Source organism: Brevibacterium sp. UCMA 11752, assembly GCF_021532235.1.
In the GTDB taxonomy this organism is placed as follows: domain Bacteria; phylum Actinomycetota; class Actinomycetes; order Actinomycetales; family Brevibacteriaceae; genus Brevibacterium; species Brevibacterium antiquum.
This window is the reverse complement of record NZ_JACBOS010000003.1, coordinates 1664196-1682884: the sequence shown is the minus strand read 5'-3', so window position 1 is coordinate 1682884 and position 18689 is coordinate 1664196. Positions and strand designations below refer to the sequence as shown.

General features: G+C 63.6%; 19 protein-coding genes. 10 read left to right on the top strand and 9 right to left on the bottom strand.

The features are described from left to right. Nucleotides 1-29 precede the first annotated feature (29 nt). The 4 genes from HU144_RS07535 to HU144_RS07520 all read left to right on the top strand — a co-directional run bounded on the left by HU144_RS07535 (nucleotide 30) and on the right by HU144_RS07520 (nucleotide 2767). Complete coding sequence (locus tag HU144_RS07535) at nucleotides 30-236, top strand: MbtH family protein (RefSeq protein ID WP_096159599.1); 207 nt, start codon at nucleotides 30-32, stop codon at nucleotides 234-236. Then, nucleotides 236-1219, top strand: coding sequence for an ATP-binding cassette domain-containing protein (locus HU144_RS07530; RefSeq protein ID WP_235350815.1), 984 nt, complete (start codon nucleotides 236-238; stop codon nucleotides 1217-1219). Before HU144_RS07535 ends, HU144_RS07530 begins: the two co-directional genes overlap by 1 nt. Before the next feature lie 112 nt (nucleotides 1220-1331). Further along, a complete protein-coding gene (locus HU144_RS07525; RefSeq protein WP_235350814.1) occupies nucleotides 1332-2015 on the top strand; it encodes an ABC transporter permease in 684 nt (227 codons plus the stop codon). Beyond that, complete coding sequence (locus HU144_RS07520) at nucleotides 2012-2767, top strand: 4'-phosphopantetheinyl transferase family protein (protein ID WP_235350813.1); 756 nt, start codon at nucleotides 2012-2014, stop codon at nucleotides 2765-2767. Before HU144_RS07525 ends, HU144_RS07520 begins: the two co-directional genes overlap by 4 nt. Nucleotides 2768-2911: 144 nt before the next feature. Here HU144_RS07520 and HU144_RS07515 read toward each other — a convergent pair whose 3' ends face one another. The 5 genes from HU144_RS07515 to HU144_RS07495 all read right to left on the bottom strand — a co-directional run bounded on the left by HU144_RS07515 (nucleotide 2912) and on the right by HU144_RS07495 (nucleotide 8172). Beyond that, nucleotides 2912-4708, bottom strand: coding sequence for an MFS transporter (locus HU144_RS07515; RefSeq protein WP_235350812.1), 1797 nt, complete (start codon nucleotides 4706-4708; stop codon nucleotides 2912-2914). Nucleotides 4709-4859: 151 nt separating this feature from the next. Then, nucleotides 4860-6134 (bottom strand): MFS transporter, encoded by a 1275-nt coding sequence (locus HU144_RS07510; RefSeq protein WP_235350811.1) that lies wholly within the window; start codon nucleotides 6132-6134, stop codon nucleotides 4860-4862. A 93-nt stretch (nucleotides 6135-6227) separates the two neighbouring features. Next, nucleotides 6228-7214 (bottom strand): M56 family metallopeptidase, encoded by a 987-nt coding sequence (locus HU144_RS07505; protein ID WP_235350810.1) that lies wholly within the window; start codon nucleotides 7212-7214, stop codon nucleotides 6228-6230. After that, the gene (locus HU144_RS07500) at nucleotides 7211-7600 is read right to left on the bottom strand and encodes a BlaI/MecI/CopY family transcriptional regulator (RefSeq protein WP_235350809.1); all 390 of its coding nucleotides are present in this window, start codon (nucleotides 7598-7600) and stop codon (nucleotides 7211-7213) included. The genes HU144_RS07505 and HU144_RS07500 overlap by 4 nt, the downstream gene beginning before the upstream one ends. Further along, on the bottom strand, nucleotides 7597-8172 hold the full coding sequence (locus HU144_RS07495) for a hypothetical protein (protein WP_235350808.1): 576 nt from the start codon (nucleotides 8170-8172) through the stop codon (nucleotides 7597-7599). Before HU144_RS07495 ends, HU144_RS07500 begins: the two co-directional genes overlap by 4 nt. A 142-nt stretch (nucleotides 8173-8314) precedes the next feature. Here HU144_RS07495 and HU144_RS07490 point away from each other — a divergent pair, with 142 nt between their 5' ends. The 5 genes from HU144_RS07490 (at nucleotide 8315) to HU144_RS07470 (ending at nucleotide 13241) form a co-directional block, all read left to right on the top strand. Further along, nucleotides 8315-9049 (top strand): DsbA family protein, encoded by a 735-nt coding sequence (locus tag HU144_RS07490; RefSeq protein WP_235350807.1) that lies wholly within the window; start codon nucleotides 8315-8317, stop codon nucleotides 9047-9049. 6 nt (nucleotides 9050-9055) lie between these two features. Next, nucleotides 9056-10294: a hypothetical protein gene (locus tag HU144_RS07485; protein ID WP_235350806.1), complete on the top strand. Its 1239-nt coding sequence runs from the start codon at nucleotides 9056-9058 to the stop codon at nucleotides 10292-10294. Between the two features lie 84 nt (nucleotides 10295-10378). After that, nucleotides 10379-11122, top strand: coding sequence for a DsbA family protein (locus HU144_RS07480; RefSeq protein WP_235350805.1), 744 nt, complete (start codon nucleotides 10379-10381; stop codon nucleotides 11120-11122). Continuing rightward, nucleotides 11122-12069: a cytochrome c biogenesis CcdA family protein gene (locus HU144_RS07475; RefSeq protein ID WP_235350804.1), complete on the top strand. Its 948-nt coding sequence runs from the start codon at nucleotides 11122-11124 to the stop codon at nucleotides 12067-12069. Before HU144_RS07480 ends, HU144_RS07475 begins: the two co-directional genes overlap by 1 nt. Further along, entirely contained in the window at nucleotides 12069-13241 is a 1173-nt protein-coding gene (locus HU144_RS07470) for a PQQ-like beta-propeller repeat protein (protein WP_235350803.1), read from the top strand. The genes HU144_RS07475 and HU144_RS07470 overlap by 1 nt, the downstream gene beginning before the upstream one ends. A gap of 48 nt (nucleotides 13242-13289) precedes the next feature. On the opposite strand, the gene HU144_RS07465 is transcribed toward HU144_RS07470, so the two are convergent. Continuing rightward, a complete protein-coding gene (locus HU144_RS07465) occupies nucleotides 13290-13649 on the bottom strand; it encodes a hypothetical protein (RefSeq protein ID WP_235350802.1) in 360 nt (119 codons plus the stop codon). A gap of 375 nt (nucleotides 13650-14024) precedes the next feature. On the opposite strand from HU144_RS07465, the gene HU144_RS07460 reads away from it, so the two are divergent. After that, nucleotides 14025-15431, top strand: coding sequence for an MBL fold metallo-hydrolase (locus HU144_RS07460; protein WP_235350801.1), 1407 nt, complete (start codon nucleotides 14025-14027; stop codon nucleotides 15429-15431). 42 nt (nucleotides 15432-15473) lie between these two features. On the opposite strand, the gene fdhD is transcribed toward HU144_RS07460, so the two are convergent. The 3 genes from fdhD to HU144_RS07445 are packed head-to-tail and all read right to left on the bottom strand — an operon-like array spanning nucleotide 15474 to nucleotide 18483. Beyond that, nucleotides 15474-16367, bottom strand: a complete 894-nt coding sequence (fdhD, locus tag HU144_RS07455; RefSeq protein WP_235350800.1) for a formate dehydrogenase accessory sulfurtransferase FdhD — start codon at nucleotides 16365-16367, stop codon at nucleotides 15474-15476. 5 nt (nucleotides 16368-16372) lie between these two features. After that, nucleotides 16373-16924: a MogA/MoaB family molybdenum cofactor biosynthesis protein gene (locus tag HU144_RS07450; protein ID WP_235350799.1), complete on the bottom strand. Its 552-nt coding sequence runs from the start codon at nucleotides 16922-16924 to the stop codon at nucleotides 16373-16375. A gap of 59 nt (nucleotides 16925-16983) precedes the next feature. Then, the gene (locus HU144_RS07445; RefSeq protein ID WP_235350798.1) at nucleotides 16984-18483 is read right to left on the bottom strand and encodes an FAD-dependent monooxygenase; all 1500 of its coding nucleotides are present in this window, start codon (nucleotides 18481-18483) and stop codon (nucleotides 16984-16986) included. Between the last annotated feature and the right edge of the window lie 206 nt (nucleotides 18484-18689).

Genomic DNA, 18689 nt, shown 5'->3' with positions numbered 1-18689 from the left:
CAGCAGCAATCGACAGGAGATGAGGAAAAGTGCAAAACCCCTTTGATGACACCACCGCCACTTTCCGTGTACTCGTCAACGACCTCCAACAGCATTCCCTCTGGCCGACGTTCGCCGATGCACCCGCTGGCTGGGTCATCGCCTTCGGCCCGGCGCAGCGCGATGAATGCCTCGAATTCGTCGAGGCGAATTGGACGGACATCACTCCGCGCCGGCTCGCCGAGATCGCGTCATAGTGATCCGCATTGACCAACTGAGGAAGAACTACGGCAGCTTCAGAGCCTTGGACGGAATCGACCTGCAGGTCGACCAAGGACAGATCTTCGGATTGCTGGGGCCCAATGGGGCAGGCAAGACCACCACGGTCAAGGTTCTGTCCACGCTGATCCGTCCCGACTCGGGAGACGCGACCGTCGCGGGGAACTCGGTGACAGCCGATCCCACCGCCGTGCGCCGCAGCATCGGACTGTCCGGACAGTATGCGGCAGTCGATGAGAAGCTCACCGGCTACGAGAACCTCCTCATGGTCGCCCGCCTCTACGGGATGAGCCGCGCCGAGTCGCGAGCTCGAGCTCGCGAACTGCTCAGGGAGTTCGCCCTCGTCGACGTCAGAGACAAACGAGCAGGCGCCTATTCAGGCGGCATGCGACGGCGTCTCGACCTGGCCTCGGCTCTGGTCTACAGGCCACCGGTGGTGATTCTCGACGAGCCCACCACCGGCCTCGACCCACGCGGCAGGCTGGACACCTGGGACGTCATCTCCACTCTTGTCAGCCAAGGGACCACCGTGCTGCTGACGACCCAATATCTGGAGGAAGCCGATCAGCTGGCGGATCGTATCGCCGTCATCGACTCCGGTCGAGTCATCGCCGAGGGGACCTCGAACGAACTCAAGGTCAGCCTCGGCGCAGAACGCATCTCGCTGACCCTGGTCAGCCCCGATTTCCTCGCCGAGACACTGCGCGTCATCGAGCGTATCCTCGGAGGCTCGGTCACACCGCAGCGCGATTCCACGGGTCAGCGCCTCACAGTCCCGGCCCCGCAGGGACAGAAGACTCTGCTGGAGGTGCTCGGCGCCCTGGACCGAGCCGGTGTCGTCGTCACCGAGGCGGCACTGTGCCGTCCGACGCTCGACGACGTCTTCCTGGAGCTGACTGGAAGCCCGGCCACTGCGGAACCATCGCCTCAGCCGCAGTCGGAAGTCGAGGTGGGAGCATGAGCACCATCACCTCGGCGGCACGCGACAGCTCCGTCATCGCCTGGCGCAATCTCCTCAACGTGGGTCGAACCCCGGAGCACTGGTCACCGGCGTCGTGCAGCCGGTGATCTTCGTGTTCCTGCTCGCATTCGTCTTCGGCGGCAGCCTGGGCGGCGCACCCTATCGGGAGTTCCTCATCGGGGGAATCCTGGCCCAGACGCTGACCTTCAACTCCTCATTCACGGCCGTCTACCTCGCCAAGGACCTTCAGCTGGGGCTCATCGACCGGTTCCGATCGCTGCCGATGTCCCGCGTGGCAGTCATCCTGGGCCGGACCACCTCCGACTTGGCCACCGGTGTGATCTCCCTCGCCGTCACCATGGTCTGCGGACTGATCATCGGGTGGCGCATCACCGAAGGCCCATGGTCAGCGCTCCTCGGCATCCTGCTCCTGCTCCTCTTCGGATTCGCCATGTCGTGGATCGGAGCGTTCATCGCATTGACAGCGCGAAGTGTCGAGGTGGCTCAGAGCCTCGGCCTGATCTGGCTCTTTCCGGTCACCTTCCTCTCCGGTGCCTTCGTCTCGGTCGATTCACTGCCTGGACCGCTGCAGGCGATCGCCTCATGGAATCCCGTCACTGCAGTGGCAACCAGCGTCCGAGAACTGTTCGGCAATGTCTCCCCCGCCGGGTACACCTCAGGCACCGGATGGGCGGCAGACAACCCGATGCTCTACGCGGTGATCAGCTGCGTGGCAGTCATTGCGATCTTCTCCACCGTTGCGGTGACCCAGTACCGGGGGATCAGCAAGAGATGACCGCTGCCGGGATCGAGTACCTGGTGTGCGACATCAACGAGATGCGCGAGACTCAGTCGGCTCACCCCTGGCTCGCCTCACTGCTCTCACCGGCTGAGGTGAAGCGCTCCGATCGCCTGCGCCACGCATCCGATCGGATCGCTTATCGCTGTGCACATCTCGTCTTGCGCCTCGTCGCTGCTCGTCGACTCGGCGCCGATGTTCGCAGTGCTGGTGACCTGGAGTTCACGCGTTGCTGCCGCAGCTGCGGTGGCCCACACGGCAAGCCCCAGGTCACGGACGCAGAAGTCAGCCTGTCGCGTTCGGGAACGATGGTGCTGGTCGGCTCTGCGCCGCCGTCCTCACCGATCGGCGTTGACATCGAAGGTCTTCCGAGCGAGGTCTTCCCCGGATTCGATGACTACGTGCTGGCCCCAGGTGAGCGCACTTCCGCCTGCACGAACTCAGATCGGAGGCGGCTCGAACTCTGGGTAGCCAAGGAAGCTGCGCTGAAGACGACTGGACATGGTCTGAGTGTGGAGCCCAACAAGCTGGAAGTGGTCCGAACCGAAGTGGTCCGAACCGGTGAGGAAACGTCATCTCTCGACGGCAGCGGTGCTTGGGCATCGTCGATCAGAGCCCCCGACCATCCGGACATCGATGGATTGAACCTGGCTTCCGTGCCCTGTCGTCCTTCTCATGCGGCGGCACTCAGCTGCGCCGACCGGCTGCCTGTCACAGCGTTGACCCTCTCGGACCTTCTCATCGAGTGACGGGGCGGCCCTCACGTGGGGGTGCCGGTGAGCATACCGGCGATCAATCCGAGCACCGCGATGACGGCCAAGACGATGAAGAGCACACGTTTACGCATAGTCCTGATTCTACGCGGGACGCCTGTGCAGTCCCGTCATTTCCGCTCAATGGGCAGTCAATTCCAGTCTGCCGCGACGATTGCGCCGGATGTGTCCCTGCCTGATCGCTTCGCGCACCGAAGAGTGGAAACGCCCCGGGCCCCAATGGCGGGCACCGATGGCGCGGTAGAGCTCCGTCTCTGAGACAGGCTGCATGTCGCCGACGTAGTCAATGATGCCCTGCACCTCGTTGGCTGAGACCTCGGGTGGGACATCGCGTGAGGACACCGATGGCCATGGGGAGTACATCCCCGCCGAACCGGGGCCAGGACGCAGCCTCTGCCTTCGGCTCTGCGGCACCTTCCGCTCCCCCTCCTCAGAAGACTTCTTCTCCTCGACCTCATCCTTGGCCTCGTCGGCGTCCTCGGCTGTCAGGGGGCGGGCGATGTCCTCGAGGTTCGCACCTTCGGCCTTGACACCGAGGAAGATCTCGGCGACCCCGCCCAGAGCCATGACCCCTGCGCCGATGCAGAATGCCATCGCGACCAGCGACCGGTCACCTGACTCGATCATGTTGCCGAAGAGCAGTGGCCCTGCGATGCCACCGACGGCGGTGCCGATCGCGTAGAAGAAGGCGATCGCCAGGGCCCTGGTTTCCATCGGGAAGATCTCACTGACGGTGAGGTACGCGGCGCTGGCGCCGGAGGAGGCGAGGAAGAAGCAGACGACGAGAATGATGAGGAAGACCCAGGCGTTGCCGATGTCCGCGTTGAAGACGAACGCGAGGACCACTGCAACGACCGCTGATCCGAGATAGCTGAACGCGATCATGGGTTTGCGTCCGATAGTGTCGAAGAGCCTGCCCAAGACAACGGGCCCGGCGAAGTTGCTCAAAGACCAGAGAATGATGAAGATCGGCACACTCGCCGCGGCCACCCCGTAGAAGCCGTTGAAGATGCCGCCTAGGTTGAACGTGATTCCGTTGTAGAGGAAGGCCTGACCGACGAAGAGGAGCAGGCAGAGAATCGCCCGCCGCGGATAGAGCTTGAATGCGACCCTCGCCAGTTCGGCAAAGGAGATCGTCTTGCGTTGGCGGATCGTGATCGTCTGATCCGGTGCCGGAAGCTTGTCCTGAGTCGCTTCCTCGATGTCGGTCTCGATATTCTCAACGATGCGTTCGGCCTCGTCCTGCTGTCCGTGGATGAACAGCCAGCGTGGACTCTCCGGCACGTTCTTGCGCACGACGAAGACGAAGATCGACAGCAGTGCGCCGACGGCGAAGGCGAGTCGCCAGCCGATCATCTGCGGCAAGATGTCGGTGTTGAGGAAGAACAAGGTCGTCGCCGCTCCTCCGGCAGCACCGAGCCAGTAGGACCCGTTGATGATGAGGTCGATGCGTCCGCGCACCCGGGCGGGGATGAGCTCGTCGATGGCAGAGTTCACGGCCGCGTATTCGCCGCCGATTCCGGCACCAGTGAGGAAGCGGACGAGGAAGAAGTACCACGGTGAGAAGGAGAACGCCGTGGCCACAGTGGCGACGAGATAGAGGACAAGGGTGATCAGGAAGAGTTTGCGGCGACCGAACCTGTCGGTGAGCTGACCGAAGACAATGGCGCCGACGCACGCCCCCAGCACGTAGATGGCCCCCGCGGTGCCGATCTGTCCGGCGGTCATCGAGATGCCGCTGCCTTCCTCTGTCATTCGGGCGGCGACATTGCCGACCATTGTGACTTCGAGTCCATCGAGGATCCACACGCTGCCGAGGCCGACGACAACCATCCAGTGAAATCGAGCCCACGGGAGTCGGTCTATCCGAGCCGGCACATCGGTTGTGATGGTTCCGAGTTCAACATCCTTGCTCATCAGACACCTCGCTGTATCAGTTCGCACCGGCTACCTGTCTGCGCCATCTATCGGGAAGTTTAAGCAGACTCCACACAACAGACAAGACCTGGTGTGACTGTCTGAGGGAGAGTATCCTCCGCTGTTCGGAACAGTCGCATCAATGGCCGGATCAGGCTGCTCTGTTCGCTGCGCGAATGAGCACAACAGCGAGCAGCGCGCAGAGCAGGTAGACCAGTCCGACAACGGCCCAGCCCAGCGAGAAGCCACCGGGTGAGCTGACCAACAGCCCCATGGCAACAGGGCCGAGCGCGAACCCGGTGAACATGCCGGCGGTGACCATTCCACTTGCCGACGCCATCGCGGTCGCGGGAATCGACCGCATGAGAGCGCTCATGAGTACCACAGAGACGCCGAGTGCCGAGGTGCCGTGCAGTGCCGCCGCGATCCACAGCAGCCACGCCCATCCGGTCACACCAGCGGCGAAGAACAAGGCGGCACCGGTGACGGCGATGAGCGCAAGAAGCAGCAGCACGCGAGGCCCGGAAGCACCGCGGGCCATCTGCCTGGCCCAACCGACTCGGGCGGCCACACCGATCGCACCGGCCACCGCGGCGGTGACACCGCCGAGCACGAGTGGAAAGTCCAACTCGCGCACGGAGAACAGCGGCATATAGACATTGGTTGCCTGGACCCCGATGCCGTTGAGCAGGCCGAAGGCCGCCAGTGCCCACATCATGCCCGGGTACCGCGGCGAGGTGGCTGGTGCCGGCGTCACCGGTGCGGCAGGATCAGCGTTGGCGTCGTCAGCCTCGGCGAGATCGGGTTCGCCGGGATCAGATTCGGCAACCGGTGCCGACGTCTCGGCCAACAGCGGTGCGGCACGCAGCGCACGCCAGGTCATCACCATAAGGACGAGCGGGACGAGTGCGATGGCCAGGGCCGCGCCCCGCCACCCTGCGGCCGCGGCCAGCAGCGGAAAGACCACACTGACCACCAGCTGGCTGACCTGCACCCCCGACTGCTTGATTCCCACCCAGCCGATCCGCTTCTGCACCGGAACGCGTTCGAGGAGGATCCGGTTGGTGACCCCGTTGGGGAAGGACTGTGCAATGCCCGACAGGGCTGCAGCGACGAGCAGCATTCCGAATCCCGCCGGGACCGCCACCAGCGCCAATGCCGCGGCGGCGAGTGCGAAGACAATGGTCATGAGGGACATGTCCGAATGCCTGTCGGCGACACGTGCCAGTGTGGCGTTGCCGATGGCCGCACAGGTGAAGCAGGCGGTGGCCAGGAGACCGAATTGAGCCTCCGAGATGCCCAGGTCGACGATGATCGAGTCGCTGACAGCACTGAGCCCGTAGAGCAGAAGCGGTCCGGCACCGACAGCGCCCAGCAGGACCGTCAGCATTCCCCTGCTCGGCCCCTGTTGTTCTCGACTATCCACTCAGCGCTCTCCTCATGCTCCCTTCCAGCATGATATGCATCTGAGTGGTCGAAGTGGTTTGAGTCCGAGCGGTGACCACTTCACCGAGGTGAGTCAGGGTATGGCGCATCCGGTGGCCAGCACCGTGGCGTAGGAGTAGAAGACTGAGGAGAAGACGGTGACGAATGCCGCGAGCACGCTGACCAGAGCCACCACCGGCAGTACCCCGGATGTCATAGTGGCCGGTGAGACCAGCTGTCGAATGCGGTCAGGTCCGGCGATATTGAGAGCATGGAGGCCGCCGAGGTGGTCGCTGTGGCTCGCGGGCTGCCCGATCTTGAGGAGAGCGCTGGCCAGAGCCGGCGTGCCGGCAACCTGCCGAGCTCGGCTGTCGGCAATGATCTCGAGGTAGAGGGGAATGGAAGCAGCCACCTCGGCGAACAAGGGAATGAACGACAGCGGTCGCACGAAGGTGTCGACGATTGCCATCACCCGATGATGCCCGCCCTCGACGTGGGCTCTTTCGTGCTCGAGCACGGCGGTGAGCTCATTCTTCTCCAAGGTCGCACACAAAGCTTCGGAGACGATCACACCGCCGTATTTCTGTGGCATTGAGAACGCGAACGGGGCCCGACCATCGAGGACGTTCAGTGAATGCCCGTTGATATCGGCGACCGCCGAGTCCCGGCGCAGTCGCTGAGCTGCAGCCGAATTCGCCTGCCTGCGACGAGTCCGCTGATGCAGCGCCCAGACGGCGGAGACCACCGAGAGCACAAGCGGGAAGATGAGGAAGAGGACGACCGGGACCAATGTGTCGACCTGCGCCAGCCCGGGGAAGGGACTGGCTGCGATGAGGCACCGCTGGCACACATCGGCAAGGGGAACGGGCAGAACATCCGGACCCTTGAACAGCGAGGCCGCCATGAGGCTCAGCGCTGCCACGACGGCCCACCACATGAGGGACACCAACAGGAGCCCATACACGGCCAACCGCGGTACCCGCATGAGAACCGGCGCGGCCGTTCTCACGAGAAGAGGACCGATGAAGGAGATGAGGGCGAACAGAGCGACTGCGCCGGCGCCGATGAGCAGCAGACTCATCCGCGTTCTTCCTTGGAGTTGAGATAGCCACGGAGGAGCTCGACGTCCTCGGCTCCGATGCCTTCGACGAAGTGCAGGATCGATGCCGCCCGGTCTCCCCCGTTGAGCAGCGCCTTCTGCATGAGCGTCGCCGCATGCTCCTCGCGGCTGATGATCGGACGGTGCAGCACCGATCGGCCCTGTCGCTCACGCCGCACGAGGCCCTTCCGCTCAAGGTTCGTCAGCACGGTCGCGATCGTCGTGTAGGCGGGAACATTGTCCGAGGCCTCGATGATCTGCCTGACCGTCAACGCCCCCTCGTCCCACAGCAGGTCCATGACCTGCTGCTCGAGAGCACCGAGGCGAATCGGTGATGACTTCTCAGTCGAATCCGACGCTGATGTCATGACAGACGGCTCCTTTCACGATTGGGCACCGGGCAGGAGAACTGCCCCTTGAGGCGGACGACCACCGCGACCAGCAGCAGGATGACCGACAGCACCGCCAGCACAGGCTGCAACGGCGCAAAGTATGTGAGAGCCCCAGTGTAGCCGAGCACCAGAAGCGCGATCTTGTTGCAGACAGGACACCCCACGGCGAACCATCCGAGCATGCCGCCCACGGTGCCGAAGGTGCCGCCGCGACGTTCAGCCCTCTCATCGACCACGTCCTCATCGGCCAAGTCATCGTCGACCGCATCGGCAACGTCTTTGTTCCCACGGGAACCGGTTCTGCGAGGGCCGGGCTCGCGGACATAGGTGGCAATGAGCAGGCCCAAGAGGACCGACATGAGAATCCAGACCGGGTAGTCCCACCACTCGGGAGGGATGTCTCTGGAGAAGAAGGAGTTGGGAATCAGCACCGTGGACAATCCGATGACGAACACGGAAGCACCGGCCGCCGCGATGGCGACGACGATGCGGCGGGTGCCCCATATCCGAAGCGACTGGGCCGCCTCAGAGAGGTAGGAGAACAGCATGAGGGTCCCTTCGTTGCGCAGCTTCGGACAAAACGTTTACTATGGAAGTTAGTATACTATGCCAGATAGTAAAGTTCCATGGCACGCTGCCTCGAATGCGTGCCGATCCGACTCCCAACCCGACATTTTCAAGGAGGCTCCCGTGTTCCGTTCCGATCGCGGCCCCATGGTCTGGCTCGTGCCCTTAGCCGTCATCGTTCTCGCTACGGTGCTCATCGGCGTGGTCATCGCCAACCAAGGCCCCTCTGACGACAGTGCGAACGCACACTCGCAGAGCGAAGCGGGCTCCGGCAGCGATTCAGGCTCCGAGGGCGAAGAGGTCGACCTGTCGTTCGTCGAGCACCGGGTCGAAGACGACAGCCGCGCCGTCGGCGATGTCGATGCGCCGGTGACTCTCGTCATGTTCTCCGACTACCAGTGCCCCTACTGCGCCACCTGGAACGAGGAGACATTGCCAACCATGATGGAATACGTCGACAAGGGTGATCTGCGCATTGAGATGCGTGACCTCGCCGTCTTCGGTGAGGAGTCCGAAAGGGCGGCCCGCGCAGCCTATGCCGCCGGCCTCCAGGACAAATACTGGGAGTTCCACAATGCTATGTTCGAAGGCGGTGAGCACCCTCCGAAATCCGAGCTCGACGACGACTCACTGGTGTCCACGGCCAAGGAACTCGGCCTCGACCCCACCAAGTTCAAGGGAGACCTGAACTCGGTCGACGCTCACGAGGAGTTCGAGGCCAACGCCCAAGAGAGCTCTTCCCTGGGCGTGGCCAGCACCCCGACGTTCGTCATCGGCGGCAAACCCCTTGTGGGTGCCCAACCGACCAAGGAATTCGTCGGTGCCGTCGACGATGCCCTCGCCGAGGCGGAAGGGTAAGGCGGCGTGCGACCACGGCCCATCGCCTCAGCGGTTCTGCCACTCGCGCTCGCCGTCGTCCTGCCGCTCAGCGCTTGCTCTGCGTTCGGTTCGGAGTCCCAGTCATCCGAGCCGAGCTCGGCTGGGTCACGAGCTCCGAGTTTCGCTGCCGGTGAAGCTTTGAGCTCCAATCATGGGGAGGCAGACAGCGATTCCGCTGCGTCTCGCACCGTCGACCCGGGTTGGGACGCCTCAGCCCAGGAAGCGGACGGGACGTTCCTGTCGATGCACGAGAACGATGACAGCCTCGAATATCGCGCTGTCGATTCGACCGGGGAGGTCCTGTGGACTGCGCGGCGTCCACGAGCCTGTTCCGCTTATCTCGTCACCACAACCGATGATGGGCCCATTGCAGTCCTAATGGACCAAGACCTCTCGACCGGCAACTCACTCACACCTACCGCTAGCGGCTATGACCTCAAGACCGGTCAGAAACAGTGGGGACCGGTGGAGACGCCCGGCGCAATGCTGGGCAACGGCCTCATCTTCGCAGGCGCACCGAAGGACTACATCGGACCCAGCGGTCCCCGCACCGCACTCGACCCGGCCACCGGAGACGTGGTCGCCGCCGAAGGAGAGGACGCAGGTGAAGGTGGCGACGCCTCGCCACGTGTGGTGGCGCTGTTCGGTGAACATCTCGTTCGCAGCCAGGGCAGTGACATCGTCGGCGAGGATCTCGATGGACAAAAGCTATGGAACCGAGCCGCCGAGGAGTTCAGCATGTCAACGTCCGAGGCCAGGGAGGTGCCCTGGGAACCGATCGGCACCACTCATGCACTGCTGGGCGACGCCGGCAGCGACATGCGGACTCTGATCGACATGCGCTCGGGTGCGACCGTCGATTCCGAGATCTCTGGGGCCTGGTTCGATTCATCGAGCGACACCCTGGTCACGGTCGGGTCCGAACTGCACGGCTTCGACGCCGATGGGACCAAACGCTGGAGCACACCGCTGCCTGCCCACGCCGAGGTTTCCGCAGTGGGCGCACAGGTCTCATCACCTTCGACTCAGAGAGTGGGAGCGAGCCGGAGAACGAGAGCGACTCGGACCAGGAGGAGCAGTCAGTCACAGCCAGAGCCGCTCGCGACGGCAGTCCCATCAAGAAGGACACTCCACTGCTCAAGGCGACCAAGCAGCTCGGAGCCCCACACCACATCTCCGAATCCGGTGCCGCGCTCATCGGTGATCCACAGACACCGCTGTTGATCACGAGTCAGGAATGAACGTGGCAGCACTGGTCCGCCATGACATGCACTTTATTAAGTTTCATAGCAATTCAGGAGTGGTGATATGCCGAGACACGAAGCGCTCAGGCCCCAATACCGTTGGTGGATACCTCTCGTGGTCACCGCCTCGGCCCTGGCTCTCGTGCTCATGATCCTCTTCATGGATCGAGAGCAGGGCGACGACTCTGGCCAGACGACCGCCGCCGGACAGAAGGAGTCGGATGTCGTCGTCACCGAGGTCGAGGATCCCCAGCAGAAGGATGTCAGCGATTTCGACAGCGACGATGACGACCCTCTGGCCGACGGTCCTGTGGATGCTCCGGTTACTCTCGTCGTCTTCTCCGACTATCAGTGCCCGTACTGTGCGGCCTGGTCTCAGGACACTCTGCCGAAGATGCTCGACTACGTCGACTCCGATGATCTGCGCATCGAATGGCGCGAGGTCAACGTCTTCGGCTCCGCGTCCGAACAGGCCGCCAAGGCGGCATACGCGGCCGCTCTGCAGGATAAGCACTGGGAGTTCCACGAGAAGCTGTTCGCCGGAGGCAAACCACGTCCGCCGGAGGAGCTCTCTCCCGAAGCGCTGACATCCGTGGCCGCCGATATCGGCCTCGACATGAACCAGTTCGAGAAAGACATGAACTCCTCTGAAACAGCCGCGGCTGTCGACAAGAACGCCAAGATGGGCACCGAACTCGGCGCCTTCTCGACTCCGACGTTCATCCTCGGCGATCAACCCTACGTCGGAGCCCAACCCACCAGCGTCTTCGTCGACGCCATAGAACAGAAATTGGAAGGAGCGAACTGATGGACATCGGATTACTCAGCGCTTTCATCGGCGGAGTCCTCGCACTGCTCAGCCCGTGCGCGGCACTGCTGCTGCCAGCCTTCTTCGGCTCCACGGTAGGGGCCGGGTCACGACTGCTGCTCCACGGTGTCATCTTCTACGTTGGAATGCTGCTCGTCCTCATCCCCCTGGGGATGGGAGCAGGGACCCTGGGAGCAATCTTCACGGCCTATCGCGGAACGATCGTCCTCGTCGCCTCGGTGATCCTCGTCATCCTCGGCATCGTCCAGTTCTTCGGATTCGGGTTCGACCCCGCTCGGGCGCTGCCGGGTGCCGACGCCATGAGGTCGAAGTCCGCAACGGCGACAGGAGCAACGAAGACCTTCCTCCTGGGTGCCACGAGCGGGATTGCCGGAATCTGCTCCGGGCCCATCCTCGGCGCGGTCCTGACTCTGGCGGCCACGAGAGGCAGCGTATTCCTCGGCGGTGTGATGCTGGCGATCTATGGTGCCGGCATGGTCGTGCCGCTGTTCATCATCGCGGCCCTGTGGTCGCGGATGGGGCCGCGAGCCAGGTCGGTCATGCGCGGAGGCTCGGTCAACTTCTTCGGCCGCCGGCTACCCGTCATCTCGATGATCACCGGAGCCCTGATGGTCCTCATCGGCATCGTGTTCTGGATGACGAACGGTCTGGTCTCGGCACCGTCTCTGGTTTCAACCTCAACCCTTGCCCATATTCAGGAATGGGCGAGCTCCTGGACGTCGACCACGGTCGACATCCTCGTCGTCTGCCTGTTGGCAGTCGTCGCCATCGCCCTGTGGTTCCGGCATGAGCGCCGTCGCAACAGGGACAGGACGGGCAGGGACGAGAGTCAGGAGCAGACAGAGACTGCGACCGGATCGGAGACCGAGACCGGGACCGAGACCGCGAAGGCGCCGAACCGGGTCAGAGACGAGCGAAGGCCCTGATGGCCAGGCGAGGATTCGTCAGTCTGACCATCGGGCTGACCACCATACTGGCCCTCTTTGGCTGCACCTCGGCCGAGGAACCGCCCGAGCTCGAACGCGAACCGAAGCAGGTCGGTACGGAACTCGACGCAGTCGATGCCTCCGACCTGCAGCTGCCTCTGATCGTCGAACCGCTCGAGCTCGTGGAGCCGGACTGGGATCTCGACGTCAAGCACCTCGGCGATGTGTTCCTGTCCGCAGGCAGCAGCGAGGATCGGCTGGACTTCAGCGCCGTCGACAGCAACGGCACCACCCTGTGGCAGGCCCAGCGACCCACGGGCTGCACCGGGTTCACCGTGACCGCCGACAGTGAGGGGAGGCCGCTGGCGGTGCTCACCGACTCGGCATCTGACGAAAGCTGCAGCACCGAGGTGACGGCGAGCGCCTATGACCTCGAATCGGGTGAGCAGCGGTGGGGCCCGACAGACGTGCCCGGTCCGCTGCACGGCCCGGGAACGGTCTTCTCGCCCGCCGACGATGACGGCGAGACCGATGACGGAAAAGCTGTGGCACTCGACTCTGACTCCGGTGAAGTCGCAGATGAGGAATCCTCGACCTCGCGAGTCCTCGGCGAGTATCAGGGGACGATCCTCAGTGTTGATCAGGACACTCTCTCCGCCTCGGACGGAGGAGACACCGCGTGGGAGATTCCGCTGGCGGATCACAACTGGAGCGTCGAGGGGCTCACAGCCTTCCCCGAACAGGTCGACGGTCTCATCCACCTCGATGCCGACGATGGGACCGGGCCCGTCATCGATGCAGAAACTGGTGATGTCCTCGACGAGTCCGCCAGCGAGATCGCTCGAGATGCGAACTCGGAGATGATCATCACAAGGGACGAGCAGGGCCTGACGGTCATCGATGAGACGGCCACGAACGAACTGCCCGTCTCTCTGCCCGAGCCCGTGGTCTTAGAGGCTGCCGTCGGCGGGCTCATCTACCTGCGCGAGGGCGAGAGTCTGCGGGTCCACAACGCAGCCACCGGCAGCATCGCCAGGGGCTACCCTGCCGAGGGCTCGGGCATCGTGGCAGTTCCCGACGTCTTCACATCGAGGGGTGTGGGTACTCTTCGAGCCGGAGACCGGACCCTGCTGGCCACAGACAGGGTGGTCGAGGAATCCACAGAAGGTTAGTGCTGCCGCCGACCGCAGCTGCGCAAGTTCAGTCCTGAAGCGCGGCGCTCACCTCGGTGACCTTCGCAGCGCGGCGCTCACCTCTTCGGCATTGGGAGTGGAGATGAGCAGTTCATCGAATCCCCCGTTCTCAGAGCCTTCGATCAAGCCGATGCGCAGCACCGGTTCACCGGTCTTCATCGCCACGAGACGACGTGTGCCGTTCGGGTGCCGATAGGTGCCGAGCTTCCGGTAGCCGGAGATGTTCATTCCAGATCGCAGACCCAAAAACTCCGACGGCCACCCGGTGACTTCGAAGGCGCGGATCGCATCGAGGGGAACAGAATGGAAACGGCGTCGTGCCATCATTCGCTCCCACCCGGGAAAGATGATCGTCAGTCGGTTGTTGTTGATGGTGAGCTCGGTCATGGCGAATCCTTTGTCTCAATTGGGCGGGGTAGCCCAGGAATTCAGCGTATGCGCGCACCTGCCGGGGCCACCTCCCACTGAAGGCTGATCTGCTGTTCCTTCCCGCGGTGGATTCGGGCCCGACTGACTCGCCACAGAGCAGACCAATGTGCCACGCCTCGCCGTCGACATTGATGACGTCTCGTGACCTAGAGATGACCGCTGATGCCTGTCCCCCGCCGCCCGTGCGGCGTATTCTGAAATTGAGTCCCCCGACAATAAGTCGGGTATGGCTGACCCTCGAGGAACTCGCCCAAGGTCTGACTCACAGCATCTACGACGATGCCCTGCAACGGTGCAGCAGCCTCACCCTGGCGGCGCGACAGGAGAAACATCATGTTACTCGAGCGAATCTACGATGAGGACCTCTCCCACGCGAGTTACTTCATCGGCTGTCAGGCCACCGGCGACGCCATCGTCATCGATCCCAGCCGGGACATCAGCGCCTACCTGGAGCTGGCCGAAGCCAAGGGGATGCGCATCGTCCACGTCACCGAGACGCACATTCACGCCGACTTCCTCTCCGGCACCCGAGAATTGGCCGATTCCACCGGCGCCACTGCCCATCTGTCCGGTGAAGGCGGAGCTGATTGGCAATACGGCTACGAGGGCGAACGCTTGGCCGACGGTGACACCATCACCGTAGGCAACCTCGTCCTGCAGGCGGTGCACACGCCGGGACACACTCCCGAACACCTCTCATTCCTCCTGACCGACACCGCCACAGCGGAGGAGCCCGGGTTCATGTTCACCGGTGACTTCGTCTTCGTCGGCGATCTGGGGCGACCTGACCTCCTCGACGAGGCAGCTGGTGGAGTCGATACCCGCTATGTCGGGGCGGCGCAGCTCTATCGCAGCTTGAGTGAGAAGCTGCTGCCTCTTCCCGACTATGTGCAGATCCTGCCCGCGCATGGTGCCGGAAGTGCCTGCGGCAAGGCGCTTGGGTCCGTACCGTCGACCACGGTCGGCTACGAACGCACCTTCTCATGGTGGGGTCGCCATCTCGCAGCCAGCGATGAGCAGGGCTTCGTCGACGAGCTGCTGGACGGACAACCGGACGCTCCTTCCTATTTCGGCCGCATGAAACGACAGAACCGGGAGGGCCCCGCGATTCTCGGTCCACAGTCCGACCTGCCAGAACTGAGTGTCGCTGCAGTCCGCGAGGGCCTGAGGAACGCCTCTCTGACCTTCATCGACACCAGAGATCAGCACGGTGTCCATGCGGGCACGGTGCAGGACGCGATCAACATTCCAGCCTGGAACAAGCCTGCCGTCCACGCGGGCTGGGTGCTTGATCCGGAGTCCGACCCTCGGCCGCTCGTGCTTCTGGCCGATGGCCCGGACACCGCCAAGCATCTGCGAAGCCACTTCATTCGGGTCGGCATCGACACCACCGAAGGCTATGTCACCAGCACCGACGGCCTTCCCGCAGCTGTCCCCGATCTGGTGGGGCCGGAGGACCTCGACTCGACCGATTACGATCTCCTGCTCGACGTTCGCAACAAATCGGAATTCGCGCAGGGCACGATCCCCGGCGCAGTGCAGCTGAGTGCGGGGCGGGTCCTGTGGCATCAGGATCGGCTGCCGGCTTCGGGTACGATCGTCAGCTTCTGCCAGAGCGGTGTGCGCAATTCGGTGGCCTCCAGTGCTCTGCGGCGAGCCGGGCACCGCGTCATCGAACTCGAGGGCAGCTATCTCGGTTGGCAGGCAGCCCTGAAGAGGCAGGGACTCCAGGTGCAGTGACCCGATGGGCCACAAACACCGTGCCCGGAATCAGGCCGGGGCTCAGGCCACCCGCTCCGGGTATGAGTAGACATTGAAACGGCCCCTGCGGTTGAAGCCGATGACGCTGACACCCACACTCTTGCCGTGATCGACGGCCAGTGCCGATGGTGCGCTCACGGCCGACATCATCGGGATGCCTGCCATTGCGGACTTCTGGACGAGCTCGAATGAGGCGCGCGCTGAGACCTGGAGGACCGTGCGGCTCAGCGGCAGACCGATTCCGTAGTGTGACATCGCCCAGCCGATGACCTTATCGACGGCGTTGTGACGGCCCACGTCCTCACGCCCGACGAGGAGCTCCGGCTCATCGTTCGGATCCTCGCCGACGGCGAAGAGTGCGGCGGCGTGGACTCCTCCGGTCTTGTCGAAGACGTCCTGCTGTGTGCGCAGCCGGTCGGGCAGTTCACCGATGCGTGCGGCCGAGAGCAGGGGCGGAAACCGGTACTCTTCACCGTCGTCCTCATCGTGGTGGAAGGAGGCCGGGATCAGGGGGTAAGGGGACGTCTTCGTCACCGCGTCGATGGCCGCGGTTCCACAGATCCCACACGAGGACGAGGTATAGACGGATCGGGCGGGGGCCGCCTCGGCGCTCCAGATTCCGGGTCGCAGCCGCACAGCCGCGACGTTGTGGTTCCGGGTCCCGTCGGGAGCGAGCCCGGTGGAGAAGTCGATCTCCTCGATGTCGGCCATGGTCGTGATGACCGCCTCGGAGAGGAGATAGCCGGCCACAAGGTCGATGTCGTTGCCGGGTGTGCGCATGGTGACGGAGAACTGCTCCCCGTTGAGGCGGACCTCCAGCGGCTCTTCCCCAGCCAGGGAGTCGGGGCCGGCGGAGATCTCTCCGGTGGCGTCGAATCTGTGGACTCGGGCACGAACGGCCCTGCGCTGCACCATGGCGATCAGACCCGTGGTCCGTGGTCGGTGGTGTCCTCGATCGAGGTCTGGATGTGTTCGAGGAGGTCATCGATGATGGTGATGCCGTCCTTGACTCCGCCCTTCGAGCCGGGGAAGTTGATGACGAAGCTGCGGCCGCGAACGCCGGCGACTCCGCGGCTCATCACCGCCGAGGTGGTCGATTCCAAGCCCTTGCGCCACATCGCGTACACGAGCCCCGGTGACTGCCGCTCGAGGAGTTCGGCGGTGAATTCCGGGGTCCGGTCATCCGGTGCCAGTCCCGTGCCGCCGCTGGTGACGATGATGCGCGGGCGCCGGTCTTCGTCGGTGTCGATGAGGAGCGTGCGCAGTGCCTGGCCGACCGGTTCGCCGTCACGGACGACGATGGCATCGGGAGTCTCGTATCCGCGGGTGCGCAGCCAGTCGACGAGGATCGGGCCGGTGGTGTCGGCCGCCTCTCCCCTGGCTGCCGAGGTGGAGGCGATGATGACGGCGGCAGTCCGTCCCGCGCCGAGGCGGTCGTCAGTCTCACCGACAGCTGAGTTCTGGCTATTCACGAATCAATCCTTCTTCCCGGCGCACACGCGAGCTCTGCCACCCATTGTTCCACGAAGAGCTAGAGACCGAACCAGAATCCCAGCGCTTCGCTGAGCCCTGCGGCCGACGATTGCCCGACCCACGCCACATAGCCGTCCGGGCGGATGAGCACGGCAGTGGGAGCCGACACCTCGCCGATGACCGGCAGATCCCACACACCGTAGTAGCGCGCATCGACACGATCGACACGATCTGCCCATGCTGTGATGTCGATATCACTGGCATCGCCGAGGTTGAGCAGCACTGGGCGAGCGCTGTGGAGAAGCGTGAATGTTCGCCGTGCCCCCGCTGGAGTGTGGAGATCCAGGTCGGGCATGCGACGACCCACCAGTGGGTGCACGTCTGAGCTGGCGTCATCGGTTCCATTGGCAGCATCGGCTGTACCGGCAACGTCGGTTCGCGCCTCGTAGCGGATGGCGAGGCCGGAGAGGTCGCCGGCAAGTGATTTGCGCGGCTCGTCCATGTGGAGCCAGCCATCGATCACTTCGTTCAGGGCGTTGACACGGTCGTCCATTCGCATCAGTGCCGTCTGGGCCAGGTTGTGGTGGATGACTCGCGCGCCGACTGCGTGACGTTCCGAGTGATAGGTGTTGAGGAGACTGTCCGGCGATGTCCCTCTGACCACCTGTGCGAGTTTCCAGCCCAGGTTCACAGCATCTTGGACTCCTGTGTTGAGGCCCTGGCCGCCGACCGGCGAATGGACATGCGCCGAGTCACCGGCCAGCAGCACCCGGGAAGAACGATAGGCAGCGGCCTGTCGAGCCATGTCGGTGAAGCGAGTCAGCGAACTCGGATCGCGAACTCCGAAGTCTTGTCCCCACGCCTCGGTCAGCGCGAAGCGCAGATCATCGAGAGTGGGCTCCGAGCTCTCCTGTGGCTCCTTCTCAGAGACGACGAGACTTGCCCGGCCGTTCGGAAGCTGGCTGAACGCCTGCGTTCCGAATTCGTGTTGGTGGACTCCCCATTCCGGTTCTTCGGTCAGCTCAACCTCGGCGATGAGGCTGCTCATCGTCGGCTCCCAACCGGGAAAATCGATCCCCGCGGCCTTGCGGATCCGACTGCGCCCTCCGTCGCAGCCGACGATGTAGTCAGCGCGCAGCACACGACCATCGGACAGCTGAGCCTCAACTCCGCTGCGGTCCTGATCGAATCCGGTGACGTCGACGCCGTAGTCGATTCTCACCCCGAGCTCCTCGACCCACCCGGCCAAGATATGTTCGGTGCGCTGCTGCCGGAGGCCCAATCCGTACGGGTGTCGTGACGGAAAGTCGATGATGCCCAGTCGCGTGTTGCCGAACCCCAAGACCTGAGCGACTTGGCCCTCATCGAGAAAACGATCGACGATGCCGCGCTGATCGAGCATCTCAAGGGTCCGCGACTGCAGTCCCAGCGCACGCGTTCCGACCAGTTCCTGGTTTGCTCGTCTCTCGACAAGAACGCTGTCCACCCCTGCCAGAGCCAGCTCTGCGGCCAGCATCAAGCCGGTCGGCCCGGCACCGACGATGATCACTTCAGTCACAACTGCTCCACTCTCTCAACGCGAGGTACTAGTCTCCTTCACCAAAGGGGTCTTGCCGCAAGTCCCCATCTGCACTATAAAGTAAATAGAGGCAAGGAACTTTGAGTTCCTTGCCTTCGTCGTCTGTCTCTATCATCTGTCGCTTCGCCACGATGTAGATTGACCATCAGGCAGCACCGCCGACACACTCGGCCCGAGATCATAGG